This window comes from Mucilaginibacter sp., from assembly GCF_039921305.1.
Lineage (GTDB): Bacteria > Bacteroidota > Bacteroidia > Sphingobacteriales > Sphingobacteriaceae > Mucilaginibacter.
Window position 1 is genome coordinate 146,001 of the sequence record NZ_JBDSCA010000015.1, and the last position, 24,696, is coordinate 170,696.

The window sequence follows — 24,696 nt, forward strand, 5'->3', positions numbered from 1 at the left end:
ATTTATGAATAAACCTACCCTTTTAACCTTTCGCCGATATAATGACGTGGCTTTGTCTGCCCAACTTGTTTCCATTTTGGAAAAGAATGATATTACTTATGAGCTAAATGAAAGCCCGATGGTGTTTAGCGCTTCGATGGCTTTTAACGAAGAGAACGATAAGGAGTTTGTAGTTAAAATATTGCCTGAAGATTTTGAACAGGTTGAAAAGCTGATTGCTGAAGATGATGCGCAACATATTGATGATGTAGATAGCGACTACTACCTGTTTGCTTTTAGCGATGATGAATTATTGGATGTGGTTGCCAAATATGATGAATGGAATGCCTTTGATGTGGTTTTGGCCCGTAAACTATTAAAGGAACGCGGAGTTAAAATAGACGAAGAAAAGCTAAAAACAGAACGGATAGAGACATTGCAAAAGCCTGAACAAACGCAAAGCTTTTGGATAATAGTGGGCTATGTTACTGCTTTTTTAGGTGGGCCTTTGGGTATCCTGATCGGTTGGTTTTTATCAACCAGTAAAAAAACTCTGCCTAATGGCGAGAGGATATATGCCTACGGCGACGTAGACCAAAGGCATGGGCAACGAATGTTTTTTATTGGGATAGTTGTGCTTGTGGTAACTGTGGGGTTGAGGTTTTATGGCCTAATAATTTAAAATCTGCCAAACCTCCTCTTCATCTGTAGAAAGACCAATGCACATTGGTGTGTTGTAATTGATACTTGTTATTGTTAAATTTGAATATGAGTACGGCAGAAATTAAAATTGAGATTCAACAGGTATTAGATAGTGTGCCCGAAGATGCTTTGGTTAATATACTTGATTATTTAAAGCAATTTCAGAATCAAACTCAAGACCAGATTGAGTTAGCCGGGTATATTAAAAAAATAATCACGGAAGATAAAAACCTGCTTGAAAGGCTCGCTAAATGATAAATATAGCTATTGCCTGTAATCTGCATGACATATTATTAGAGCAATTTGGTGGCGGTAAAGGTATCAGAGATGTGGGTGCTTTGGAAGCTGCACTCGCGCGCCCCTATATGACATTTGAACAAACCGACCTTTATCCAACTCCTGTGGATAAAGCATCTGCTATCTTAGAAAGTATACTGATCAATCATCCTTTCATTGATGGAAATAAGCGAACCGGATATGCTTTGATGAGATTAATATTGCTACAGGCCCGGTTAGATATTGTAACTACAGAAGATGAAAAATACCTGATGGTTATTGCTGTTAGTAAAGGTGATTTTCGTTTTGATGAAATAAAACAGTGGCTAATTCAATATGTAAAATAATTATCCTTTGCCAAATCTCCTCTTTATTTGTAGTAAAAACCAATGGCGCAGCCCAACGGCCGAGTTGTTGTTTAAGAATCACCCATTAAATCAGGCGCGCTCGGCGGGTACGGGTGATAAGGCGCGGGTTAAGGTTAGCGAGAAGCTATTGGCTTGGGCCGATGTTGTGTTTGTGATGGAGCGCAAACACCGGGATATTTTGAGGCAACGTTTTGCATCGGCTATAGCCAGAAAGGAAATTGTGGTGTTGGATATTGAGGATAATTACCAGTTTAATGATCCGGAATTGATTGGGATATTGGAGATGGCTTTGGTTGATTATTTGTGATGGTACTGTATCTACCCAATAAGTAGTTTTTTTATTAAAAAACTTTAAAATAATCTTACTTATTCCCCCCTTAAATTATTGGGACATTCCTCAACCTATTTCCATAAGTGGATTTTTGAATGAATAGTTTAAAAATAATCCTACTTTATCCCCCTCTGTTTGTTATTTAGGTTATCGTGGTTATTAATTACTGCACCTTTTTAAAATCGTAAGGGGTGTATTCTATGAAATCTGACACTTTGACTCTAACGCTCGTTACCTGTCCGTTTTGGATGGTGAAAGGGAATACGGCTTTGCCAAATTCGGGGTCGGAGAAGGTGGCGTAGAAGCGGTTGTTACCGATGGATTGCAGATGGGCAAACATTTTGGGGTGGTGTTCAAAGTGTACTTGGAGGTCGTTGTTTTCGCCGCCCTGGTCAATGGTCATGTTGCCGTACAAGTCGTTAAAGTACCTGCCGGTGTAGGCGGATAGTGATATTGGCGGACGGAGGTTTAGAGCAACGCTGTCGCGGAGTTTCCTGTCGGCAGCCTGATCTATATTGGCCTGGTTTTTATATTTGGCTAGTGATGCATCGCTGTAATTGCGGTAAGGCATTTTGAAATAGGCATCTAAAACTTCCCAACGCAGGGCATCATACAAGTCGTTCTGATCGGTATTGGTGAGGATGATAATGCCGAGCCGCTGATCGGGTACGAGGGTCACCGAGGTTACGTAGCCATTAACGCCACCATCGTGCATTACGATGCGGTGGCTTGCATAATCTTGTAAAAAGAAACCCAAGCCATACATTTCTACATTGGTTATCCCACTTAAGTGGTGCACGTCGCCAACAATATCCTGTGGTTGGCGGGTTGCGGCTATGGCTTCGGCGGGGATAACCTGGCGCGGACCTACTTTGCCATTATCCAACAGGGCCATTACCCATTTGCTCATGTCGTTTACGGATGAGCAGATGGCTCCTGCGGGGGCCAGGTTATCCAATTGGGCAAATGGTATGGTGATGAGGCGGCCATCGTACAGGGTATGGGCAGCGGCTTTGTTAAGCTGCATATTGAAATCTTTAGTTAGAGCCAGGGTGCTACCCATGCCTAAGGGGGCGAAGATGTTGTCTTTAATGTATGATTCCCATGAGCGTTGGGTTACTGATGTAATGATTTGCCCGGCGGTTAAAAAGGCGGCATTGGTATAACCCCATTTGGAGCGGAACGCGTATTGAGCCTTCACATGGCCCATTTTTTCGACGATCTGTTCGCGGGATAGATCGCTGGTCCAGTAGGTAAAATCGCCCTGGAAGGTACCGAAGCCGAGGCGGTGGCAAAGCAGATCGCGCAGGCGGGCATCGTCGCCAGCCAGTTTGTTATCCAGTTTAAAGCTGGGGATGTATTTGGTTACCTTATCATCAAGCGAAAGCTTATGCCCGGCCTGTAACATGGCTAAGGCGGTTGCGGTAAAGGCTTTGGTGTTGCTACCTATCATAAAAAGGGTACGCTCGTCAACCTTGTTATTGAGGCCTAACTCTTTAACGCCGTAGCCTTTCATCAGGATAACTTTACCATCTTTAACAATGCAAACGGCGGCACCGGGAATGCGCCAGTTGGTTAGGGCGCGGTTAACATAGGCATCTATACTGTCTTTAATAAAACCCGTACGGTTTATGTTTTGCGCAAAAAGGCTATTGGTTAATAAAATGGAACAAATAGATAACAATTTGGCAATTTTTCTCATTATAGATAGGTATGTTTAGCTTTTGATATAACAGTTAACGTGAAATTATGTGTTAACAGATATCAACCACACAAAATAATAATTCGGATCATAATAATCTAAGTAAGATGAATAAATATTACCAGTTGAAGGTAGTGGCATTAGTGACTGTGTTACTGATGTTTAAGCAAGCTATAACTGTAGCGCAGTTTACGCCTACACGTTGGGCTACCGATGGCTACCAGTATTACGTAGCCAAAGGCGGCGAAATTATTGAGTTAGATACCCGCGACGAGAATAAACGGACGATTATTGTAAGCAAAGATATGCTTACCCCTGCCGGTAAAACGGCTGTTGGAGTGAAGCGTTTTACGTTTAGCGATGATGGTAAAAAGGTTTTAATAAACAACAATACCAAAAAGGTTTGGCGTTTTGATACCCGCGGCGATTATTGGGTTTATGATTTTACCGCTAAAACGCTTACGCAGATAGGGAAAGCAAGGCCTGTATCGTCGCTGATGTTTGCAAAGCTATCGCCGGATGGTACTAAGGCGGCTTATGTGAGCGAGCATAACATTTTTGTGGAAACGCTGGCAACCGGTGAGGTTAAGCAGTTGACTACCGATGGCACCCGTAAATTGATAAACGGCACGTTTGATTGGGTTTATGAGGAGGAGCTGAATTGCCGGGATGGTTTCCGCTGGTCGCCGGATGGGAAGGCTATTGCTTACTGGCAGATTGACGCGAGCAAAATAAAGAACTATTTGATGCTGAACACTACGGATTCGATATACCCTTATGTTGTTCCGGTTGAGTACCCTACGGCGGGGCAGGATCCGAGCTCGTGCAAGGTAGGTGTGATTAGTGTTGATGGCGGCGCTACTCAATGGCTAAATGTACCTGGTGATGCGGTACAACATTATATACCGAGAATGGAATGGGCCAATGCCAACGATGTGATATTGGAACAATTGAACCGGGCGCAAACCGAAAGCAAGATATACTTATGCAATTACAAAGCAGGATCGGCTAAGGTTATTCATGTAGAAAAGGATAATGCGTGGATAGATGTAAAATCGGAATGGAACGGTGGTGATCCGTTCTCGTCGGATCCGACGGGTTGGGAGTGGATAGAGAAGGGTAAGAGCTTTGTTTGGGCGAGTGAAAAAGACGGCTGGAGGCATCTGTATAAAGTGGGTGTTGATGGCAAGGAAAGTTTGATCACCCAGGGAAATTATGATGTGATCAGCATTGATCTGATAGATGTACCAACGGGTTATGTTTACTTTACGGCTTCGCCGGATAACCCTTTACAGCGGTATTTGTTTAAGGTGAAGATAAGCGGTGGTAAGCCCGAAAGGCTCACTCCTACAGATCAGCCCGGTACACACGAGTATGAGCTATCGCCAAACGGCAAAATAGCTATTCATAAATTCTCGAATAGTTATACACTGCCAAAGGAAGAAAACATAAGCTTGACCGATCATAAACATATTAATGGCGACGTGATCAAAGTGGATGCGGCAAATAAGCCAAAGGGTACGCCGGAGTTTTTCCGTGTGAAAACTGAGGATGGAATTGAGATTGATGGCTGGATGGTGAAACCCACCAACTTTGACCCGGCCAAAAAGTACCCTGTTGTGTTTTATACTTATGGCGAACCTGCATCGCAGGTGGTTACCGATACTTATGGTGTGGCACGCAATGGTGAATACCGAGGCAATATGGCCGATGATGGTTATATTTATATGGGGCTTGATAACCGTGGGGCACCGGCTCCGCGGGGCCGCGAATGGCGCAAGGCTATTTATCAAAAATTAGGGACATTGAATATACGTGACCAGGCTATGGCGGCTAAAGAGATACTGAAATGGCCCTTTGTTGATGCCAGCAGGATAGCGGTTTGGGGTTGGAGCGGCGGCGGTTCGTCAACCTTGAATTTGATGTTCCAATATCCGGAGATCTATAAAACGGGGATAGCTGTTGCAGCTGTAGGCTGGCAGTTATCTTATGATAACATTTACCAGGAGCGTTATATGGGCGTGCCCATCACCGATGAAGGGCGTGCTGTATTTATTAAAGGTTCGCCGGTAACTTACGCTAAAAACCTGAAGGGTAATTTGCTTTACATACATGGTACCGGCGATGATAATGTACATTATCAGAATGCAGAATTACTTATTAACGAGTTGGTGAAAAACAACTGCCAGTTCCAGCTTATGTCGTACCCAAACCGTACGCATGGTATTTTTGAGGGGGCCGGTACAAGGCTGCATTTGGCTACGCTTTTTACACAGTATTTAAAAGAGCATTGCCCGCCGGGGGGCAGATAAACAAAACAAGCCTCCCGGGTTTGGGAGGCTTGTGTAATTATGGTTTATTATTGGTTAGTGCTAGTAAGGTAGTTCTTCGGTGCCGTTTAGGCTATTACCAACCTGTTCGTCAAGTTCAAAGTCGGTTTTACGGCCCAATAAGGTAAAGTTCTCGGCAACAATTTCGGTGGTGTATTTTTTGATACCTTCTTTATCTTCAAACGAACGGGTTCTTAATTTGCCTTCAATGTAAACAAGCTTGCCCTTTTGAAGGAATTTAGCTGCTACATCTGCCAGTCCGCGCCACATTACAATATTATGCCATTCGGTTTGTTCAACCTTACGGCCATCCTTGTTAAAAGTTTCGGATGTGGCTAAGGGAAAACTAACTACCGAAACGCCGCCTTCAAGGTAGCGGATATCAGGATTTTTACCCAAATGACCCACCAATATTACTTTGTTTATACCTGACATATTAATTAGGGTAAATATAATTTAGAATTTAAAAAAATTAGTTAAAAATAGAAAAATTATTTTCGGCAGCGCTAAATTATTTAAATTATTCACTCCCGTGAAAAAATATGTTGATTTTTGATAAAATTTATTTTGTTCTAAGTAAATATGATAAAACCGGGTGTGGATATGCTGATGGGTAAGAATATGCTTTTGCAGAGGTGATATACTCTGTATCTGTGGAATAATACCGAAGGTTGAAATCATATCAGGCGAGGCAAATAACTCTTCCGGTGATAATAGTTCGCTGGTTTCTATTAAGGGTAGATCATACATATTTGCCCAGATATCGTTCTCGCCACGTTTGTTTAAAAGGAGTTGATCGCCTTCGGTTATTAAAAAATAATTGAAGTACCGGTTCTTAATTTTAACGGTTTTTAATTTTACGGGTAGTTCATTCACTTTGTTATGCTTGTAAGCATAGCAGCCTTCTTTAACCGGACAAACACTGCAATTTGGACTTTTAGGTTTGCATTGCAGGGCGCCAAACTCCATCATGGCCTGGTTATGTAAGCCCGGCGACTGCTGGTTTAATAGTTCATTAGCCAATTGTTGAAACAGCTTTTTGCCTTTGCTACTATTAATAGGTTCGCTGATGCCCATATAGCGGGCTATTACGCGGTTAACATTCCCATCAACAACAGCTTTGGCCTGATTTGAGGCGAATGATGAAATAGCGGCAGCGGTATATTCGCCAATGCCTTTTAAAGCGATGAGGTCATCATACTGATCCGGAAAGCGGCCGCCAAACTTTTGCTGAACCAGTTGAGCGGTTTTAAGCATGTTGCGGCCGCGGGAATAGTAGCCCAAGCCTTGCCATAATTTGAGTATCTCATCTTCTGTCGCGGAAGCGAACGCGTTTACTGTGGGATAAGCCTCGGCAAAGCGATAGAAATAAGGCATACCCTGATCAACCCTGGTTTGCTGTAAGATGATCTCGGACAGCCATATAATGTATGGATCGGTGGTATTTCTCCAGGGCAGGTCGCGGCGGTTTTGGTTGTACCAAAGTACCACTGTATCAGTAAAATTCATTATCCTCAAAGTTACATTCTTTTACTTTATAGTGGTTTACAAACTACTTAGTAAGTAAAATCAAAAATAATCATCTTTTATTTTTCTGTTTCATTTTAAACCAATACTTTTGCAACCCCAAAACAGTTAAGTATTTACAAAAATTAATAAAGAAAAAAAGGTATGACTAAGGCAGAAATTATAGCTGAAATCTCATCTAAGACAGGTATTGAGAAAGTTGATGTTCAAGAAACTGTAGAGGCGTTTTTTAAGGTGGTAAAAACCTCAATGGTAGGTGGCGAGAATGTATATGTAAGAGGTTTCGGTAGTTTTGTAGTTAAAAAACGTGCTAAAAAAACAGCTCGTAATATTTCAAAAAACACTGCTATTATTATCCCGGAACACTTTGTTCCAAGTTTTAAACCAGCTAAAACTTTTGTAGAAAAAGTAAGAAGCGGTAACAAAGTAAAAGCTGTAAAATAATTTAATACTAAGGATGAAACTTAAACAAATAGTAGTAGTAGTTATAGTAGTTGCTATAATGGGCTATTTGTTTAAGTTAGATCCTGTGCGTTTGATAGTAGCCAAAGAGGGCAAACCAGGCGCTGGAGCAAGAATTAGCGAAACACGTGCCGGTAACAGCAGCGTTAATGCAAATATTGATGCCAATTACGTTTCGGCCCCGGCAAAAACAGCAGTTGGAAGTAACTTATCGGCAGAAATAACCGCCTTAGAGAATAGCTTGAAAAATGCCGGTAGTAATACCGATAAAGTAAAGTTTGAAACTGAACTTGCCAAAAAATGGGACGATGTAAATCAACCCGCGCCTGCGGCCTTTTACTATATGGCAATTGCCAAAGAGAAAAATGGCTACCAGGATTGGGTGAACGCAGGCGACAGGTTTAACGACGCTTTTAAGCTAACACAAGATACGCTGGCCCAGCCAACTTTTGTGGGTAATGCGGTTGAAGCGTTTAACAATGCTTTAAAACTTAACCCTAACGGGCTTGAAGCTCAAACCGGATTAGGTATTGCCGATGTAAACGGCGGTGCGCCAAGCCCTATGACGGGTATTGGTTTATTGTTGGGCGTGGTTGCAAAAGACCCTAACAACCGTAAAGCGGTATTGAATTTGGGAACTTTTGCCATGAAAAGCGGTCAGTACCAAAAAGCTGTTGAGCGCTTTAAAACGCTGATAGCGAAAAAGGAGGAGTTAGAACCTTACTTTTACTTAGCTGAAAGTTACAAGCAGTTAGGTATGAAAAAAGAAGCCATTGATGCTTACCAGAAATGTAAAGAATTAATGCCCGATCCGGCCTTTGGGACACGGATTGATGAATACATCAAAGAATTAAAGAATTAATTAAACATAAATTTAAAACATTACAATTATGCCGAGCGGTAAAAAAAGAAAAAGACATAAAATGGCAACCCATAAACGTAAAAAACGTTTAAGAAAAAACAGGCATAAAAAGAAGTAAGCTAATTATTAGCTTATTGAGTATGAACGTTCACCTAAGCGGTGAACGTTCTATTATCGTTTATACCTTCATGTTATTAATTACGGCCTTATGTCGTTAAAAGAAATGGAGTAGCCATTGGTAAAAGAATTAATTATCGATGCAACCCCCGGAGGGGCTACTATTGCCTTATTACAGGATAAACAACTTGTAGAACTCCACAAAGAGCAAATCAGCAATAATTATGCTGTAGGCGATATTTATTTGGGTAAGATCAAAAAGATCATGCCTGGATTGAACGCGGCTTTTGTGGATGTTGGATACGAGAAGGATGCGTTTTTGCATTACCTGGACCTTGGGCCGCAAGTATTAAGCTTATTAAAGTTAGCCAAACAGATACGTGGCGGAAGCTACCAATCAAAACTATTGGATAACTTTAAGCTGGAAGAAGAAATAAACAAGGGTGGTAAAATATCTGATGTTTTAACTAAAAACCAGCTTATACCTGTGCAAATAGCTAAGGAGCCTATCTCTACCAAAGGCCCCCGCTTAAGTTCTGATCTTTCCATCGCCGGAAGGTATGTTATTTTGGTTCCTTTTTCTGAGACGATCTCGATCTCAAAAAAGATCAAAAGCAATACCGAACGTACGCGTTTGCGCAAGATCATTGAAAGCATAAAGCCTAAAAATTTCGGGGTGATCATCCGCACTGTTTCCGAGGGAAAGGGTGTAACTGAATTACAGCAGGACTTACTGGACCTGATATCAAAATGGGAATCATTCATTACCCGTTTACCATCAACCGAGCCTGCGAAGAAGATCTTAGGCGAGATCGACCGTACATCAACTATTCTGCGTGACCTGTTAAATCCGGATTTCCAGAATATTTATGTGAACGATACCGCCATTTTTGAGGAGATTAGAACTTATGTTCACCAAATATCTCCGGATTTAGATAGCATTGTTAAGCTGCACAAGCACAAAGAGCCATTATTTGAGCACTTTGGTATTGATAAGCAGATTAAAGGCGCTTTTGGTAAAACTGTTAACCTGGCCGGTGGCGCTTATTTAGTTATTGAGCATACCGAAGCCTTGCACGTTATTGACGTGAACAGCGGTAACCGCACAGCTAACAAAGAGAACCAGGAAACGAACGCGTTCCAGGTGAATAAGGAAGCTGCTAAAGAAATTGCCCGTCAGCTGCGTTTGCGCGATATGGGTGGTATTGTGGTGATCGATTTTATTGATATGCACAAGCCAACCAACCGTAAGGACCTGTTTGACTACCTGCGCGACGAAATGCTTTTGGACAGGGCCAAGCACACCATTTTGCCACCGAGCAAATTTGGATTGGTGCAGATAACCCGCCAGCGCGTTCGCCCGGAAATGAATATAGTTACCAGCGAGCTTTGCCCTGCATGCGGCGGTACAGGCACCATAAGGCCAACCGTGTTGCTGCTTGACGATATTGAGCAAAACTTTAACTACGTTTTAACCGAGCAGAACGAGAAAAACATTACGCTTAGTGTACACCCGTACATTGAGGCCTACATTAAAAAGGGCTTGTACAACCGCCAAATGAAATGGTTTTTTAAATACAACCAATGGATTAAGGTGAGCAGCAACCCGGCTTATCAAATTACTGAGTTCCACTTCCTGTCATCTAAAGGGGAAGAGATCAAGTTATAGTTTGGAGATTTTTTGATGTGCGAATGTGCAAATGATTAGTTTCATTTGCACATTTTTTGTTTATAAGGTAGTATCTTTCCACATCCTTTATAACATATATGAAACCGATCATAGTTAAAACTACCTTTGTACCCATCATGATCGACGTTATACTAAAAAAGGGCAAAGAAAAAGCGGTTCAGCACAAACACCCCTGGGTTTTCTCGGGTGCTATCGAGAAGGTTAAGGGCAAGCCCGCTAATGGCGATATCGTTCGCCTGCTCAATGCCAAAGGCGAATTTATGGCCTATGGCTTTTATAACGATCAATCACGTGTTGCCCTGCGCTTATTGGAGTGGGACGAAGCCGTTACCGTTGACGAAGCCTGGTGGCGACGTAAAATTGGCATAGCTGTAGCCGCCCGCCAATACATTTTGCAACCCGGCGTTACCGATACCTGCCGCCTTATCTTCAGCGAAAGTGATTACCTTCCGGGATTGATCGTTGATAAATATGCCGATCATCTCTCCTTGCAGATCCTAACCTCAGGTATCGAAAACATCAAACCTGTCATTATCGACGAGCTCCAAAAACTACTCAATCCAGCAAGTATCTTCGATAAAAGCGATGCTTCATCACGAGAGCACGAAGGTTTACAACCATCCGCAGGCGGCTTACTCGCCGGTAACCAACCGCCCGAACTGGTGGAGGTTATTGAGAACGGCATCCGCTATGGCATCAACATCGCCGAAGGCCAAAAATCAGGCTTCTATTGCGATCAGCGCGATAACCGACATGTATTAGCCGGGTATGCCAAAGATAAGAATGTGCTCGACTGCTTTTGCTACACCGGCGGCTTTACCCTAAATGCCTTTAAACAAGGAGCCAAATCTGTCACCAGTGTGGATAGCTCGGCCTTAGCCATCGAAACCTTAAAGAGCAACCTTGCCCTAAACGGTTTTGCCGATAAAGATCAGCGTTCTATACAATCAGATGTAAACAAGCAACTCCGCAAGTTCCGCGAAGACGGCGAAATGTTCGACATCGTTATTCTCGATCCACCAAAATACGCACCCTCACGTTCCGCATTAGACCGTGCCGCACGCGCCTATAAAGATCTGAACCGCCTGGGTATGCTCATCCTAAACCCCGGTGGCCTACTGGCAACCTATTCCTGTTCCGGCGCAATGGACATGACTACCTTTAAACAGATCATAGCCTGGGCCGCTTTAGATGCCGGCAAACAAGTACAGTTCATTCACCAATTTTGCCAACCTGGCGATCACCCCGTAAGCGCAACCTTCCCCGAAGGTGAATACTTGAAAGGTTTATTGTGCAGGGTTTTGTAAAATAACTCCAATAACCGCAGTTACAAATTATGCCTGCCTGTGGGCAGACAGGGGTATTTATGGGTGTCCTTACATTTATGCTACCTGTTGCCTTAATAAGGAGGGGGATAAAGTAGGTTTTTTGTTTCTTTGGTACTCCCCACATTCACGCTGGCGCGAACGTCCCGCTCGTGACTACTATTTCAAGGCCTCCGGCCTTAATTAGCAGGGGGAAATAGTAAGAATATTTCACATCTTGGTTCCACCTATATTCCTTCCCATAAAGGTACAAAAAATTATCAGGATTGGCCTGTAAAAGGCCTGAATTTTATATATTTACCACTCAACCTCATCATAAAAATGTTTGTTAAATATCTTCTGTCTGCCACTTTCTTGGCTTCCTTTACACTATCATCATTCGCACAAACTACTACCACTTACTATACCAACAAAGGAAAGCAGGTATCAACGGCCGATGAATCCGATTATAGCCGGGTATCTTCCAGGGCCGATACCACCTCAGCCTCGCTTTACAACATAATTGAATATTATAAAAACGGTAAAATCAAACGTAAAGGCACATCTACCCATGCCATATACAATGTATGGCATGGCCCCTATGCCGATTTTTACCCATCGGGCAATAAGCAAACGGAGGGCACTTATACAGGCGACAAACTAATCGGCAATTACTACGAATATTACCCTAATGGCGTATTGCATAGCGTAAAGGATTATTTCGACCCAAGCCAGCTTCCTAATAAAAATGCAGTAGGTAGCTCCGCAGATGATTATTTGATCAAAACCTGTAACGATTCAACAGGCAAAGCCATGCTTATCAATGGTAATGGCCACTATATTGCATACCACCCGGGTTTCAAAAAAGTTTACGAGCAAGGCGACGTTCAAAATGGCAAGCGTAACGGGCAATGGACGGGTGGTAATAACTATAAAGATTCCATCAAATTTACTGAAACGTATGAGAAAGGCATGTTAATCAAAGGCGAGAGCCGTGATAAATATGGCAAAGTTTACAACTATACCATACGCGAAGCATCGCCCGAATATGAGGGTGGCGAACAGGCATTCGCGCGATTCTTGTCAACTAATGTAACCTATCCCGCTAAGTCCAAAAAAAACAATGTGGTGGGTAGGGTAATTTTGCAGTTTGTGATAGAGCGCGATGGTAGCCTAACCGGGATCAAAGTGGTAAAAACTCCTAACTCCGAATTAGGCAACGAGGGGGTGCGGGTTCTAAAACTCTCACCCAAGTGGAAGCCGGGAATACAATACGGCCGTCCGGTAAGGGTACAATTCACAGTACCTTTAAATTTCGATTTGCAGGATTGATTATATATATTCTACTGCGATAATGCCAGCCAATTATATACTCATATAAAAATAGCTCAGTTTACCCAAGCCTTTGTGGGATTTCAGCAATACAAGCAATGTAATTTGCAAAATCTGTGATAATTCCCGCTATACAAACAAAATTTGCAAATGCCTTACCAGCAATATAAAATTTGCAAAAAACTTTAACTCATGCCACTCAAAAACCTATCTTTGCATCCCGAACGCAACGATCGGGTTTACCCGATCAGCGCATAGTATACAGTCTTGTCTTTTTATCGACTTTTGACTCATAACTTTTAGACTTTTTCATTAAAAAGCCCTATGCCCAAAGACACCTCCATTAAATCAGTACTGATCATCGGTTCAGGTCCAATCATCATTGGCCAGGCCTGCGAATTTGATTATGCCGGCTCGCAAGCTGCCTTATCTTTAAAAGACGAAGGCATCTCGGTATCCATCATCAACAGCAACCCGGCTACCATCATGACTGATAAGGTTATTGCCGATCATGTGTACCTGCTGCCACTTGAACCTGAAAGTATTGAAAAGATTTTACAGGAACAAAAAATTGACGCCGTACTCCCAACCATGGGTGGCCAAACTGCACTTAACCTTTGTATCGCCGTAGCCGAACGTGGCATTTGGGAAAAATACGGGGTTAAAATTATTGGGGTTGATTTAGCGGCCATCGAAAAAACCGAAAACCGAGAAGCTTTCCGCCAATTAATGGTTGATATCGGTGTAGGTGTGGCCACATCAAAAATTGCCAACTCGTTTTTAGAAGGTAAAGAAGCAGCACAGCAAATAGGCTATCCTTTAGTTATTCGTCCAAGCTATACGCTTGGTGGTAAAGGTGCAGGCTTTGTACATAAAAAAGAAGATTTTGATGCTGCCCTGAGCCGCGGCTTACAAGCATCGCCAACCCACGAGGTTTTGGTTGAGCAGGCAGTTTTAGGCTGGAAAGAATATGAATTAGAGCTTTTGCGCGATAGTAACGATAACGTGATCATCATTTGCTCTATCGAAAACTTCGACCCAATGGGTATCCACACCGGCGATTCCATAACCGTGGCCCCGGCCATGACGTTGAGCGACCGCTGTTATCAGGAAATGCGTAACCAGGCCATCAAAATGATGCGTGCCATTGGTAACTTCGCCGGCGGTTGTAACGTACAATTCTCGGTTAACCCGGTAAACGATGAAATTATCGCTATCGAAATTAACCCACGCGTATCACGCTCATCTGCCTTAGCATCAAAAGCAACAGGTTACCCTATCGCCAAAATAGCTGCAAAGCTGGCCATTGGTTACAACCTGGACGAAATAGAAAACCAGATCACCAAAACAACTTCGGCTTACTTTGAGCCAACGTTAGATTACGTGATCGTAAAGATTCCCCGTTGGAACTTCGATAAATTTAAGGGCGCTAACCGCGAACTGGGTTTACAAATGAAATCAGTAGGCGAGGTAATGGGTATAGGCCGCAGCTTTATTGAGGCCCTGCAGAAAGCCTGCCAAAGCTTAGAGATAGGCCGCGCCGGTATTGGTGCCGATGGCAAACAAAGCCGCAACCTCGACGAAATTATGCACAGCCTGGAAAAACCAAGCTGGGACAGGTTATTCCACATTTACGATGCCTTAAGCTTAGGTGTTCCGTTGGAATCTATCCGTAAGTCAACTAAAATAGACAAGTGGTTTTTGATCCAGATTCAGGAATTGGTTGCCTTAGAGACCGAACTGCGTCGCTACTCGATCAATAATATCCCTCCCGATTTCCTTTTCACACTAAAACAAAAAGGTTTCAGTGATATCCAGATAGCTACAATTTTAGGCTACAATGTAACCGAAGAGGATGTTTACCAACGCCGCAAGGCTTTGGGCATCCGGCGCGTTTACAAAATGGTTGATACCTGCGCTGCAGAGTTCCAGGCCAAAACCCCATACTTCTACTCAACTTACGAAGGTGAGAACGAGTCGATAGTTTCTGATAAGAAAAAGATCATCGTATTAGGCTCAGGCCCTAACCGTATCGGTCAGGGTATCGAGTTTGATTACAGTTGCGTTCATGGTTTGCTTGCCGCCAAAGAAACCGGCTTTGAAGCCATCATGATCAACTGTAACCCCGAAACGGTTTCTACCGATTTTAACATGGCCGATAAGCTATACTTCGAGCCTGTATTCTGGGAGCACGTTCGCGAGATCATCGAACTGGAAAAACCAGAAGGTGTGATCGTTCAGCTAGGCGGACAAACAGCCCTTAAAATGGCCGAAAAACTGCACGAGCACGGCATCAAAATTATCGGAACATCATACGATAACATGGATATCGCCGAAGATCGTGGTCGCTTTAGCGATATGCTGAAAGATCTTGGCATCCCATACCCAAAATACGGTGTTGCCGAAAGCGCCGAAGAAGCTATCGAGGTTGCCCATAAAGTTGGTTACCCGGTACTGGTTCGTCCAAGCTATGTATTAGGTGGCCAGGGTATGAGCATCGTGATAAACGACGAGGACCTGGAAAAAGCCGTAGTTAACCTGTTAAAAAACCTTCCGGGAAACCGTGTGCTGATAGATCACTTTCTGGATCGTGCCGAAGAAGCCGAATCAGATTCCATCAGCGATGGCGAGGATGTTCACATCATCGGTATGATGGAGCACATTGAGCCCGCCGGTATCCACTCAGGCGATTCAAACGCGGTATTGCCGCCATTCAACCTGAGCGATAACGTGCTGAAGCAAATGGAAGATCATACCATCAAAATAGCTAAAGCATTAAATGTTCGCGGCTTGTTGAACATCCAGTTCGCCGTTAAAAACGAAATGGTATATGTGATAGAGGCTAACCCACGTGCGTCACGTACAGTCCCTTTCATCGCCAAAGCCTACGATGTGCCTTATATCAACATCGCCGCTAAGGTAATGTTAGGGGTAAATAAACTGAAAGATTTTACCATTGAGCGCAAACTGAAAGGTTACGCTATTAAAGAGCCCGTATTCTCTTACGATAAGTTCCCCGAGGTAGAAAAACAATTAGGCCCCGAAATGAAATCAACAGGCGAAGCCATCCGTTTCATTCCCGACTTGAACGATCCATACTTTAAGCATTTATACAGCATTAAATCAATGTTCCTGAGCAAGTAAGCTACAGAACAAAGATAGAAGGAGCAAGGAATAAAGATTTCTTGCTCCTTTTTTATTTTTCAAGCATTTGTTCCTTGCTCCTTCTATCCTTGCTCTCTATTCCACCATCAACCCCGAAGCTTCAAAAGTTAATTTCCTTTTTGGGGCAACCTTTACCTGGTGCTCTTTCCCCCCTTTAACCTTATCGCCGGTGTAGTGTTGCATCTCATCAGCCATAAATTGCTTTTGAGCAATACCCTGTATCATCACCGTCCGGCCTTTTAATTCTTTGGGGATAGTTACGCTATAATCCGTAAAGTGTACCTTAATCACGTTGCCGTTACCCGCGTCCATCCGGAACCATCCGCCTTTTGGCGTATCAACCTGTATAACCTTTCCAAATATAGTGGTTGATATACGCGTTCTCTTACCCATATAGGCTTCAAGCTTTGTAGCTGACATATTTTGCCGCTCATCAACCTTTTTTCCAAACATCATACCATGCGGAAGCGGCACCCGTTTCTGAACAGGGGAGAGCATCATTGCGATAAAAAAGCAAATCTTCATCATGGTATGTAACAAACATCTTTCATTAGCATTAAGTTTTAGTTAAAAAGAGTTAAATGGGAGTCTGCTTCATCAAAATTTCATTTTGGGTGCAGATTTTTATCTTCATGAAAAAACAACAACCTATTGTTATCACCTTATCTGCCGCTTGCCTGTTACTATTATTCATAATTAGTGCCTGCAACAAATCATCAAACGATACGGCTACTTCTGTGCCCGTAATTTCCACATATCCTGTCATTAATTCGGTAACCACAACTACCGCCCAGGCATATGGTTTAATAAGTTACTATGGCGATAACGCGTTCGCCCTAACCGCCGAAGGTATCTGCTGGAGTTCAACCAATCAAACACCTACCATTGCCGATTCAAAAACCAGCCACGGCCTCGATACTTTAAGCGTAGCAGCAAACTTAACTGCGCTTACCCCTAATACAACCTATTATGTGCGGGCCTATGCTACCAATAATTTGGGTACAGGCTACGGCAGCGTAATCAAATTTAAAACCAACTCTGCCACCTATGCGGTAACAGCTACAGTAAGTACCCTTGCCGGGAATGTGAATACAGGTTCTGTTAATGGTACAGGCGCGGGTTCATCATTCTATAGCCCACAGGGTGTTTGTGCCGATGCCACTGGAAATATTTATGTTGCCGATAGTTACAATAACGTGATCAGGAAGATAACCGCGGCCGGTGTAACAACAACCTTCGCCGGTAACGGGAATGTGGGGTACTTAGATGGCTCATCAGCAAGCGCCGAATTTTACGCCCCTTCGGCCGTGGCCATTGATGCATCGGGCAATTTGTATGTTGCCGATATGGGCAATAACATGATCCGCAAAATAAGCAGCTCAGGTGTAGTTAGTACTTTGGCGGGAAGGGGCAATGCGGGTTATTCCGATGGTACAGGCACGGCCGCGGTATTTAAATCGCCTATAGCCTTAACCGTTGATGCCAGCGGAAATGTTTTCGTTGCCGATAAGGGGAATAACATGATTCGCCAGATCACTCCTGCCGGAGTAGTGACCACCCTGGCCGGAACCACCACAGCTTCCTTACTGGATGGAACAGGCACCGCTGCTGGTTTTAGCTCGCCAAGCGGCGTAACGGTTGATTCACAAGGCAATGTGTATGTTGCCGATAGTGGTAACTCTGCCATCCGTAAAATTGCATCTGGCGGTGTAGTTACTACATTAATTGGCAGTAAAATATTTTCAACCATTATCCCATCGCCCACTGGTATCTGTATTGATGCCACAGGAAACCTGTTTATCTCCGATTCGGGTGACCGTATCATGGAAATCACTACAGGTAATATATTAATATCCTTAGCGGGAAGTTTAACTACCACAGGCTTTGCCAATGGTGTAAATACGGCTGCCGCGTTTAACAATCCGCAAGGCTTAACTGTTGATGCTTCGGGGAACATTTATGTAGCCGATATTTATAACAACATGATCAGGAAGATCGTGGTGACAACAACACCGTGATTTTACCCAAATAACAAATTAAAGGCTTCTTCTATCCGGCCAACAGGTTTAACCTCGATGCTGTAACGGGAGAAGTCTATTTTTTTGCCCTTACCGCCCGTAGGCATATTGTATTTAGAAATAAATATCTGCTCAAAACCCAGTTTTTGAGCTTCGGCAATGCGTTGCTCAATCCGGTTAACCGCCCGTATCTCGCCCGATAGACCCAACTCCGCAGCAAAACAGGTTTTAAATGGCACCGGGATATCTTCGTGCGATGATACAATAGCCGCGGCCAAACCCAGGTCAATAGCCGGGTCTTCAACACGTATGCCACCCGTAATATTCAGGAAAACATCTTTAGCGCCAAGTTTAAACCCGCAGCGTTTTTCCAATACGGCCAACAGCATGTTCATTCGCTTAGTATCAAAGCCCGTTGCCGAGCGCTGTGGCGTACCATAAGGCGATACGCTAACCAATGCCTGCGTTTCTATCAACATTGGCCTCAGGCCCTCTAAAGTAGCCGATATGGTGATGCCGCTTAATGGCTCATCACGTTGTGATAACAATATTTCTGATGGATTGGAAACTTCTCTTAATCCTTCGCCCAGCATCTCATAGATCCCTAATTCCGATGCCGAACCAAAGCGATTTTTAATAGCCCGCAATATCCGGTAAACATGGTGCCTGTCGCCCTCAAATTGCAGCACGGTATCCACCATGTGCTCCAATATCTTCGGACCGGCAATCATCCCATCCTTAGTAATGTGCCCTATCAAAAACACCGGCGTCGAAGTCTCCTTAGCAAAACGCAGCAATTCCGCCGTACATTCCCGCACCTGCGACACACTACCCGGTGTAGATTCAATATGTGCCGAATGCAAAGTCTGGATAGAATCAACTACCACCAGATCCGGTTCCAACTGTTCTATCTGTTTAAATATATTTTGAGTTGAGGTTTCTGTCAGGATATAACAGCCACCACCCGATTTACCAGCGTTAGGCGCCAACCGCTCGGCCCGCATCTTGATCTGCATCTCACTTTCCTCGCCCGATATGTACAACACCTTAAGCGCGGGCATATTCATAGCCAGTTGTAGCATGAGTGTAGATTTACCGATGCCCGGCTCACCACCAATCAGCACCAGAGAACCTGCAACAATACCCCCACCCAAAACCCGATTAAATTCCTTGTCGGGAGTTAATAAACGGTGCTCCTCCTGGTAAACCACATCCGCAACCAAAACAGGCTTGTTAGAGCGCTGCATAGAAGTTGAAGCCGTAGTGCTCGCCTTCCAGTTAGGAATAGAAGTATTAGGCTTCTCCATAATCTCCTCCACAAAAGTATTCCACTGATTACAGCTTGGGCACTTACCCAGCCATTTAGCAGATTCGTAGCCACAGCTCTGGCAGAAGTAGGAAGTTCGGATTTTAGCCATTTTGTTGGATGTGCAGATTTGAAGATGTGCAAATGTGCAGATTAGTTTTATATTTTACTAATTATTTTAGTAATTTCTTGTACTGAGTACGATAGTTTAATCATTTTGGATAGTAAGTTTTTTCTTTAAAAAAAGGAGTATCTCTTGTCTACCTTCAAATGCGGTATACCTTTGTAGCCTTCTTAAAAAGCGTTTTTTGCGCTCATAAAATCCAATGCAACCTAAAATAATATAAGAAAGGAAACCGCTTCCTAATCCTAAACTAATCCAATCATGCGAGAGTATTCCTGCTCCTAAACATAGAAACCCAGCCAACATAAGTTTGATTTGTGTTGAAATAAAGTTTCTATTTGAAAAATTCCAAATTAGCTTTTGAGCTTCTATAAAGTCTCGATAGATAAAAGGTAGGTTTTTTTATAGTCCATAGACTATAGTGAATGGTGCATGGTAAAAAGATTGATTAATTTTTCAAATATTACTATGGTCTATGGGCCATTCACTATGGACTTTTAATACTTTTGAATTATGGAAACCATTACCTGGAACGATTTTGAAAAGGTTGAACTTCGCGCAGGCACTATATTAGCTGTATTTGATTTTCCGGAAGCGCGTAAGCCAGCTTATAAAATACAGGTTGATTTTGGGGAACTGGGCATTAAATGGAGCAGCGCGCAGATCACGAAGCATTATGCTCAGGAAGAATTGATTGGTAAGCAAATTATGGGCGTAGTTAACTTTCCGAAGAAACAGATAGCTACCTTTATGTCGGAATTTTTGGTTACCGGCTTTGCTGATGAAAATGGTGATATTATTTTGGCGGGTGTTGATAAACCCGTACCTAACGGGCATAAATTGATATAAGATGATATTAGCGCATTGGATAGTTGGTCCGCAAATAGTAGGGGTGATGATGCTTATTGTGGGTTGTATTCAAAAGTATTATCCGCCAAAGCGCATCAATAATTTGTATGGCTACCGGACAGACTCATCGAAAAAAAGTCAGCAGACGTGGGACGAGGCCAACAGATATTCTGCCATTTTAATGATTAAGATGGGTTTGATAGCTATTGTGCTTGGCTTGATAATGGCTGCAATATTTAGTATTAAGTACGAATTAGTGATGGTTATAACTACCACCTTTACCGGGATAGGGTTTGCGGTAGTATTAATGGTGAAAACAGAGAAACACCTCGAAAAAACATTTGATAAGAAAGCTGAATGAGATACTACAATTTTACCGACGAAGCGCCAACGATATCTCCTGACGATTTTTTTATGAAGGAAGCGTTAAAGGAAGCCCGTTTGGCTTTAGCCGAGGATGAGATACCGATTGGGGCCATTGTGGTTTGTAAAGGCCAGATTATTGGCCGTGGGCATAACCTTACGGAGCGGCTGAATGATGTATCGGCCCATGCCGAGATGCAGGCTTTAACCGCCGCAACCAACCACACTGGTGGTAAATACCTGCCCGAGTGTACTTTGTATGTTACTATGGAACCCTGCGTAATGTGCGCCGGGGCCAGTTATTGGTTCCAGGTGGGCAAGATAGTTTTTGGAGCTTATGATACCCAACGCGGTTTCGGCAGATTGAATCAAAAGATAACGCATCCTAAAACTTTAATAACCGGGGGGATTATGGAAAATGAGTGCTCAGAACTGGTTAAGGAGTTTTTTAGAAAGAAAAGACTTAAAACTTAACATTCATTTGAACAAATATCAAGGATATGCCGTTATATTTGTTCCCGACGATAGTCAACTACATTTTATTTAACCTTTTAAAAATAGATCACATGGCATTTGAATTACCAGCGTTACCATACGCTACCGACGCATTAGAACCACACATTGATAAGCTGACCATGGAAATTCACCACGGTAAGCATCACCAGGCTTATGTTACCAACCTGAACAAGGCGCTTGAAGGTAAGCCCGAGGCTACAAGTAGCATTGAAGAGATCGTTAAAAACATCTCTAAATTTCCGCCTGCTGTACGCAACAATGGTGGTGGCCATTACAACCACACTTTTTTCTGGAGCATTTTAACTCCAAACGGTGGTGGTGAGCCTACAGGCGAATTAGCCGAAGCTATCAAAGCTACATTCGGTTCTTTCGGCGAGTTTAAAACCAAACTATCAGAAGCTGGTGCAACCCGTTTCGGATCAGGCTGGGCATGGTTAATTGTTACTGCTGATAAAAAACTGGCTGTAACTTCAACTCCTAACCAGGATAACACTTTGATGGATATTGCCGAAGTAAAAGGCACGCCAATTTTAGGTGTTGACGTTTGGGAACATGCTTACTACTTAAAATATCAAAACCGTCGTCCTGATTATCTGGCGGCTTTCTTTAACGTGATCAACTGGAACCACGTTGCTGATCTGTACAAAAAAGCGATAGCTTAATTAGTACAGAATTAATAATTAACGGCTGAGTTGAATGACTCAGCCGTTTCTTTGTTTTTATAATCTTTTATACATCTCCCAATGAAAGCCATCGTACTCGAAAGTGCCGAAAACCCGATAGTTTACAAAGAAGTTGACAAACCCGTTTTGCAAGCTGGCGAAGTTTTAGTTCAGTTAAAGGCCGCCGCTTTGAATCGCCGCGATTACTGGATAACCGTTGGTAAATATGGCGGTATAAAGTATCCTACCATATTGGGTTCTGACGGTGCAGGCATTGTAAGTGAGGTTGGTGAAGGGGTTGATGCAAACTTAATTGGTAAAGAAGTAGTGATAAACCCAAGTCACGATTATGGTGATGATCCTAGTTTTCAGGGTAAAGACTTTAAGATATTGGGTTTGCCAGATGATGGTACTTTTGCTGAGTATGTAAAAGTTAAAGCAGAGTATCTATATCCCAAACCAACGCATTTAAGCTGGGAACAGGCTTCGGCAATCCCGCTTGCAGGTTTAACGGCTTATCGGGCTTTGTTTACAAAAGGCCAACTAAAAGCAGGTGATAAAGTACTGATAGTTGGCGCAGGCAGTGGTACAGGTAGCTTTGCCATACAATGGGCTGTTGCGGCAGGAGCTACGGTATACGTAACATCCGGCTCGGCCGAAAAGATAGAATTGGCTAAACAATTGGGTGCTGTTGGCGGTGCTAATTATAAAGATGAAGATTGGGACAACCAGTTAAAAGAATTAGCAGGCGGCTTTGATGTAGTTGTTGACAGCGCCCTGGGCGATGGCTTTGCCAGGATACCTGATCTGTGCAAACCGGGTGCCCATATTGTTACCTTCGGTGGTACGGCTGGTGATTTCCCGGCGTTTAACGCCCGTAAGTTTTTCTATAAGCAACTGGTATTATCCGGCTCTATGATGGGTACGGTTGATGAATTTAAAGCGATGATGGATCTGGTAGATCAGCACCGGATAGTGCCCGTTGTTGACGAAGTATTTCCATTGGATCAGGCTGCAGCCGCGATTGGCAAAATGGAGAAATCAAACCAGTTTGGTAAGATCGTGCTTAAAATATCGTAGTTAATGTTGCAGCTTAGGGTTGAGGCCATTAAATGGGAAACAGGCGATACGGCCACGTTCTTTTTAAGCGAGATCAACGGCGAAGAGATACTATATCAGGCCGGACAGTTTATTACACTTATATTTTCGCATCATAGGGAGGAGATAAGGCGGTCGTATTCTCTGAGCTCATCTCCGCATGAAGACTTTCTTTCTATCACCGTTAAACGGATGGAGAATGGTGAGATATCCCGTTTCTTGCTTACCAAAATAAAGGTTGGCGACGTTTTGAACGGCCTCGCTCCCGCCGGGAAGTTTGTTGAAGCGAATCCCGATAGTAATAAAGATATCTTCTATTTCGCTGCTGGTAGCGGTATTACTCCTGTTTATGCACAGATCAAGTATGCCTTATCCCGTAAGGGGGCCAGTAAGATCACTTTAGTTTACAGCAGCCATAAGGCAAAATCTACTTTGTTTTATACTGATTTAAACGAGTTGGTTAATGATTTTCCTGATAGGTTAAAGGTGATTTATCTGTTCAGTGTAAGCGAAGATAACTCTCCGCGCAAGCGATTAAATAATGAGTTGGTAACGCAATTGGTAAATGCCAACCTGCAATATTCATCTGACCAAGCGGAATTTTTTATCTGCGGGCCATTTGTTTACATGCGCATGGTTAAACTTACCTTAACTTTTATGGGTTTTGATGCCGCGCAGATACGACGGGAAAACTTTGTGTTGGAAACTGTACCCGTATCAACTACGGTAATGAACTTCCCGCCAAGGAAGATCAAGTTACATTTTGGAGCAACTACTTACGACCTGATGGTTGGCGAAAATCAATCCATACTGCAAGCGGCTTTGCAAAACAACATCCGGATACCTTATAGTTGCCGGGCAGGTATTTGCTCAACATGCACAGCTATATGCAAAAACGGCAAGGTTGAAATGGTTGTTAACGATGTATTAACCGATCAGGATCTGCAACATAAATGGATACTCACCTGTACCGGCCACCCGGTTAGTGATGATGTGGAAATTGAATTTTAAACTATTGATTTAACAACTTCTTTTTTTGAGCATCATATTCCTTTTGTGTTATTGCGCCCGCATCCAATAGTTTTTTAAGCTTCAGTATTTCGTCGGCCACGCTGAGGCTCTCTTTTGGAGTATTACCACAAGGGATTACCTCGCAGGCACTTATGGCATCATCAATATATAAATTGTATGTTGTAATACCGCCGCCATCAACAACAAACCATAGCTTTTCAATGCTTCGTGGGTCGGGTTTACCTTTCTTAATTTTTTTGATCACTAAACCTGTATTGGCATAGGCTTTATCAATGTTTTGATTATGGCCACGGCTTAAAAAGCTATTAAAACCACCTATTTGAATGTATAGAAATTCGCCGGTTGGCGATGAACCTTTACCTAATCTAACTGTATCGCCAACATGGTAGGTTTTATTATTGAGAGCTTTATACTCAGTTAAAGTTTGTGCTACAACAATACCCGGAAAAAGCAGGAAGAAGAGTAATAAGTTTTTCATGATAAATGATTTGGTTACAAATATGCAGCAAAATTTGGACCAATTCCGGAAGATAGATAATTCGTGCCTGGTTTACCCGCGGTATTTTCAATAGTACAACCGC

25 protein-coding genes are annotated in these 24,696 nt (G+C 43.0%); 19 read left to right on the plus strand and 6 right to left on the minus strand.

All coding sequences use genetic code 11. The annotated features are described in order from the left end of the window. Positions 1 to 4 precede the first annotated feature (4 nt). From ABIN91_RS03515 to ABIN91_RS03530, 4 genes are all read left to right on the plus strand, one after another. Complete coding sequence (locus ABIN91_RS03515; protein ID WP_348048499.1) at positions 5 to 661, plus strand: hypothetical protein; 657 nt, start codon at positions 5 to 7, stop codon at positions 659 to 661. Positions 662 to 747: 86 nt separating this feature from the next. Further along, complete coding sequence (locus ABIN91_RS03520) at positions 748 to 936, plus strand: hypothetical protein (RefSeq protein ID WP_348048501.1); 189 nt, start codon at positions 748 to 750, stop codon at positions 934 to 936. After that, positions 933 to 1,304, plus strand: coding sequence for a Fic family protein (locus tag ABIN91_RS03525; protein WP_348048504.1), 372 nt, complete (start codon positions 933 to 935; stop codon positions 1,302 to 1,304). Before ABIN91_RS03520 ends, ABIN91_RS03525 begins: the two co-directional genes overlap by 4 nt. A gap of 7 nt (positions 1,305 to 1,311) precedes the next feature. Next, positions 1,312 to 1,632 carry a protein tyrosine phosphatase gene (locus ABIN91_RS03530; protein WP_348048508.1) on the plus strand — a complete coding sequence of 107 codons (321 nt, stop codon included), beginning with the start codon at positions 1,312 to 1,314 and terminating at the stop codon, positions 1,630 to 1,632. A 187-nt stretch (positions 1,633 to 1,819) separates the two neighbouring features. Here ABIN91_RS03530 and ABIN91_RS03535 read toward each other — a convergent pair whose 3' ends face one another. Next, positions 1,820 to 3,358 (minus strand): serine hydrolase, encoded by a 1,539-nt coding sequence (locus ABIN91_RS03535; protein WP_348048510.1) that lies wholly within the window; start codon positions 3,356 to 3,358, stop codon positions 1,820 to 1,822. A gap of 107 nt (positions 3,359 to 3,465) precedes the next feature. Between ABIN91_RS03535 and ABIN91_RS03540 the strand changes: the two genes are divergently transcribed. Continuing rightward, positions 3,466 to 5,670, plus strand: coding sequence for a S9 family peptidase (locus ABIN91_RS03540; protein WP_348048512.1), 2,205 nt, complete (start codon positions 3,466 to 3,468; stop codon positions 5,668 to 5,670). Positions 5,671 to 5,730: 60 nt separating this feature from the next. On the opposite strand, the gene ssb is transcribed toward ABIN91_RS03540, so the two are convergent. Together ssb and mutY are read right to left on the minus strand one after the other, a co-directional pair. Beyond that, a complete protein-coding gene (gene ssb / locus ABIN91_RS03545; RefSeq protein WP_348048514.1) occupies positions 5,731 to 6,123 on the minus strand; it encodes a single-stranded DNA-binding protein in 393 nt (130 codons plus the stop codon). Between the two features lie 21 nt (positions 6,124 to 6,144). Beyond that, positions 6,145 to 7,197 (minus strand): A/G-specific adenine glycosylase, encoded by a 1,053-nt coding sequence (gene mutY, locus ABIN91_RS03550; RefSeq protein ID WP_348048516.1) that lies wholly within the window; start codon positions 7,195 to 7,197, stop codon positions 6,145 to 6,147. 162 nt (positions 7,198 to 7,359) lie between these two features. Between mutY and ABIN91_RS03555 the strand changes: the two genes are divergently transcribed. The 7 genes from ABIN91_RS03555 to carB all read left to right on the plus strand — a co-directional run bounded on the left by ABIN91_RS03555 (position 7,360) and on the right by carB (position 16,126). Next, complete coding sequence (locus ABIN91_RS03555; protein ID WP_348048518.1) at positions 7,360 to 7,659, plus strand: HU family DNA-binding protein; 300 nt, start codon at positions 7,360 to 7,362, stop codon at positions 7,657 to 7,659. 13 nt (positions 7,660 to 7,672) lie between these two features. Further along, positions 7,673 to 8,539: a tetratricopeptide repeat protein gene (locus ABIN91_RS03560; protein WP_348048520.1), complete on the plus strand. Its 867-nt coding sequence runs from the start codon at positions 7,673 to 7,675 to the stop codon at positions 8,537 to 8,539. 28 nt (positions 8,540 to 8,567) lie between these two features. Further along, complete coding sequence (locus ABIN91_RS03565; RefSeq protein ID WP_008506795.1) at positions 8,568 to 8,657, plus strand: hypothetical protein; 90 nt, start codon at positions 8,568 to 8,570, stop codon at positions 8,655 to 8,657. Positions 8,658 to 8,774: 117 nt separating this feature from the next. Next, on the plus strand, positions 8,775 to 10,325 hold the full coding sequence (locus tag ABIN91_RS03570; protein WP_348048523.1) for an Rne/Rng family ribonuclease: 1,551 nt from the start codon (positions 8,775 to 8,777) through the stop codon (positions 10,323 to 10,325). A gap of 137 nt (positions 10,326 to 10,462) precedes the next feature. Further along, entirely contained in the window at positions 10,463 to 11,653 is a 1,191-nt protein-coding gene (locus tag ABIN91_RS03575) for a class I SAM-dependent rRNA methyltransferase (RefSeq protein WP_348048774.1), read from the plus strand. A 339-nt stretch (positions 11,654 to 11,992) separates the two neighbouring features. Continuing rightward, positions 11,993 to 12,982, plus strand: a complete 990-nt coding sequence (locus ABIN91_RS03580) for a TonB family protein (RefSeq protein ID WP_348048525.1) — start codon at positions 11,993 to 11,995, stop codon at positions 12,980 to 12,982. A 324-nt stretch (positions 12,983 to 13,306) separates the two neighbouring features. Further along, on the plus strand, positions 13,307 to 16,126 hold the full coding sequence (gene carB / locus ABIN91_RS03585) for a carbamoyl-phosphate synthase large subunit (RefSeq protein ID WP_348048527.1): 2,820 nt from the start codon (positions 13,307 to 13,309) through the stop codon (positions 16,124 to 16,126). A 96-nt stretch (positions 16,127 to 16,222) separates the two neighbouring features. Here the strand turns inward: carB and ABIN91_RS03590 are convergent, their stop codons facing one another. Further along, positions 16,223 to 16,675: a DUF4920 domain-containing protein gene (locus ABIN91_RS03590; RefSeq protein ID WP_348048529.1), complete on the minus strand. Its 453-nt coding sequence runs from the start codon at positions 16,673 to 16,675 to the stop codon at positions 16,223 to 16,225. 104 nt (positions 16,676 to 16,779) lie between these two features. Here ABIN91_RS03590 and ABIN91_RS03595 point away from each other — a divergent pair, with 104 nt between their 5' ends. Beyond that, positions 16,780 to 18,165: an NHL repeat-containing protein gene (locus tag ABIN91_RS03595; protein ID WP_348048531.1), complete on the plus strand. Its 1,386-nt coding sequence runs from the start codon at positions 16,780 to 16,782 to the stop codon at positions 18,163 to 18,165. A gap of 2 nt (positions 18,166 to 18,167) precedes the next feature. Here ABIN91_RS03595 and radA read toward each other — a convergent pair whose 3' ends face one another. Then, on the minus strand, positions 18,168 to 19,583 hold the full coding sequence (gene radA / locus ABIN91_RS03600; RefSeq protein ID WP_348048533.1) for a DNA repair protein RadA: 1,416 nt from the start codon (positions 19,581 to 19,583) through the stop codon (positions 18,168 to 18,170). Positions 19,584 to 20,108: 525 nt separating this feature from the next. Between radA and ABIN91_RS03605 the strand changes: the two genes are divergently transcribed. From ABIN91_RS03605 to ABIN91_RS03630, 6 genes are all read left to right on the plus strand, one after another. Continuing rightward, positions 20,109 to 20,444: a tRNA-binding protein gene (locus tag ABIN91_RS03605; protein ID WP_348048535.1), complete on the plus strand. Its 336-nt coding sequence runs from the start codon at positions 20,109 to 20,111 to the stop codon at positions 20,442 to 20,444. 1 nt (position 20,445) lies between these two features. After that, positions 20,446 to 20,805 (plus strand): SdpI family protein, encoded by a 360-nt coding sequence (locus ABIN91_RS03610; protein ID WP_348048537.1) that lies wholly within the window; start codon positions 20,446 to 20,448, stop codon positions 20,803 to 20,805. Next, positions 20,802 to 21,281: a nucleoside deaminase gene (locus ABIN91_RS03615; protein WP_348048539.1), complete on the plus strand. Its 480-nt coding sequence runs from the start codon at positions 20,802 to 20,804 to the stop codon at positions 21,279 to 21,281. Before ABIN91_RS03610 ends, ABIN91_RS03615 begins: the two co-directional genes overlap by 4 nt. Before the next feature lie 92 nt (positions 21,282 to 21,373). Further along, positions 21,374 to 21,985 carry a superoxide dismutase gene (locus ABIN91_RS03620; RefSeq protein ID WP_348048541.1) on the plus strand — a complete coding sequence of 204 codons (612 nt, stop codon included), beginning with the start codon at positions 21,374 to 21,376 and terminating at the stop codon, positions 21,983 to 21,985. Positions 21,986 to 22,066: 81 nt separating this feature from the next. Beyond that, positions 22,067 to 23,065 (plus strand): zinc-binding dehydrogenase, encoded by a 999-nt coding sequence (locus ABIN91_RS03625; protein ID WP_348048543.1) that lies wholly within the window; start codon positions 22,067 to 22,069, stop codon positions 23,063 to 23,065. A 3-nt stretch (positions 23,066 to 23,068) separates the two neighbouring features. Then, a complete protein-coding gene (locus ABIN91_RS03630) occupies positions 23,069 to 24,094 on the plus strand; it encodes a ferredoxin--NADP reductase (RefSeq protein WP_348048545.1) in 1,026 nt (341 codons plus the stop codon). Between the two features lies 1 nt (position 24,095). Here the strand turns inward: ABIN91_RS03630 and ABIN91_RS03635 are convergent, their stop codons facing one another. Next, the gene (locus tag ABIN91_RS03635) at positions 24,096 to 24,593 is read right to left on the minus strand and encodes an SHOCT domain-containing protein (RefSeq protein ID WP_348048547.1); all 498 of its coding nucleotides are present in this window, start codon (positions 24,591 to 24,593) and stop codon (positions 24,096 to 24,098) included. Positions 24,594 to 24,696 lie beyond the last annotated feature (103 nt).

Coding starts and splice junctions, on each gene's coding strand:
- ABIN91_RS03515 (WP_348048499.1), top strand. CDS start 5: ATGAATAAACCTACCCTTTTAACCTTTCGCCGATATAATGACGTGGCT.
- ABIN91_RS03520 (WP_348048501.1), top strand. CDS start 748: ATGAGTACGGCAGAAATTAAAATTGAGATTCAACAGGTATTAGATAGT.
- ABIN91_RS03525 (WP_348048504.1), top strand. CDS start 933: ATGATAAATATAGCTATTGCCTGTAATCTGCATGACATATTATTAGAG.
- ABIN91_RS03535 (WP_348048510.1), bottom strand. CDS start 3,358: ATGAGAAAAATTGCCAAATTGTTATCTATTTGTTCCATTTTATTAACC.
- ABIN91_RS03540 (WP_348048512.1), top strand. CDS start 3,466: ATGAATAAATATTACCAGTTGAAGGTAGTGGCATTAGTGACTGTGTTA.
- ssb (WP_348048514.1), bottom strand. CDS start 6,123: ATGTCAGGTATAAACAAAGTAATATTGGTGGGTCATTTGGGTAAAAAT.
- mutY (WP_348048516.1), bottom strand. CDS start 7,197: ATGAATTTTACTGATACAGTGGTACTTTGGTACAACCAAAACCGCCGC.
- ABIN91_RS03555 (WP_348048518.1), top strand. CDS start 7,360: ATGACTAAGGCAGAAATTATAGCTGAAATCTCATCTAAGACAGGTATT.
- ABIN91_RS03560 (WP_348048520.1), top strand. CDS start 7,673: ATGAAACTTAAACAAATAGTAGTAGTAGTTATAGTAGTTGCTATAATG.
- ABIN91_RS03565 (WP_008506795.1), top strand. CDS start 8,568: ATGCCGAGCGGTAAAAAAAGAAAAAGACATAAAATGGCAACCCATAAA.
- ABIN91_RS03575 (WP_348048774.1), top strand. CDS start 10,463: ATGATCGACGTTATACTAAAAAAGGGCAAAGAAAAAGCGGTTCAGCAC.
- ABIN91_RS03580 (WP_348048525.1), top strand. CDS start 11,993: ATGTTTGTTAAATATCTTCTGTCTGCCACTTTCTTGGCTTCCTTTACA.
- carB (WP_348048527.1), top strand. CDS start 13,307: ATGCCCAAAGACACCTCCATTAAATCAGTACTGATCATCGGTTCAGGT.
- ABIN91_RS03590 (WP_348048529.1), bottom strand. CDS start 16,675: ATGATGAAGATTTGCTTTTTTATCGCAATGATGCTCTCCCCTGTTCAG.
- ABIN91_RS03595 (WP_348048531.1), top strand. CDS start 16,780: ATGAAAAAACAACAACCTATTGTTATCACCTTATCTGCCGCTTGCCTG.
- radA (WP_348048533.1), bottom strand. CDS start 19,583: ATGGCTAAAATCCGAACTTCCTACTTCTGCCAGAGCTGTGGCTACGAA.
- ABIN91_RS03605 (WP_348048535.1), top strand. CDS start 20,109: ATGGAAACCATTACCTGGAACGATTTTGAAAAGGTTGAACTTCGCGCA.
- ABIN91_RS03610 (WP_348048537.1), top strand. CDS start 20,446: ATGATATTAGCGCATTGGATAGTTGGTCCGCAAATAGTAGGGGTGATG.
- ABIN91_RS03615 (WP_348048539.1), top strand. CDS start 20,802: ATGAGATACTACAATTTTACCGACGAAGCGCCAACGATATCTCCTGAC.
- ABIN91_RS03620 (WP_348048541.1), top strand. CDS start 21,374: ATGGCATTTGAATTACCAGCGTTACCATACGCTACCGACGCATTAGAA.
- ABIN91_RS03625 (WP_348048543.1), top strand. CDS start 22,067: ATGAAAGCCATCGTACTCGAAAGTGCCGAAAACCCGATAGTTTACAAA.
- ABIN91_RS03630 (WP_348048545.1), top strand. CDS start 23,069: ATGTTGCAGCTTAGGGTTGAGGCCATTAAATGGGAAACAGGCGATACG.
- ABIN91_RS03635 (WP_348048547.1), bottom strand. CDS start 24,593: ATGAAAAACTTATTACTCTTCTTCCTGCTTTTTCCGGGTATTGTTGTA.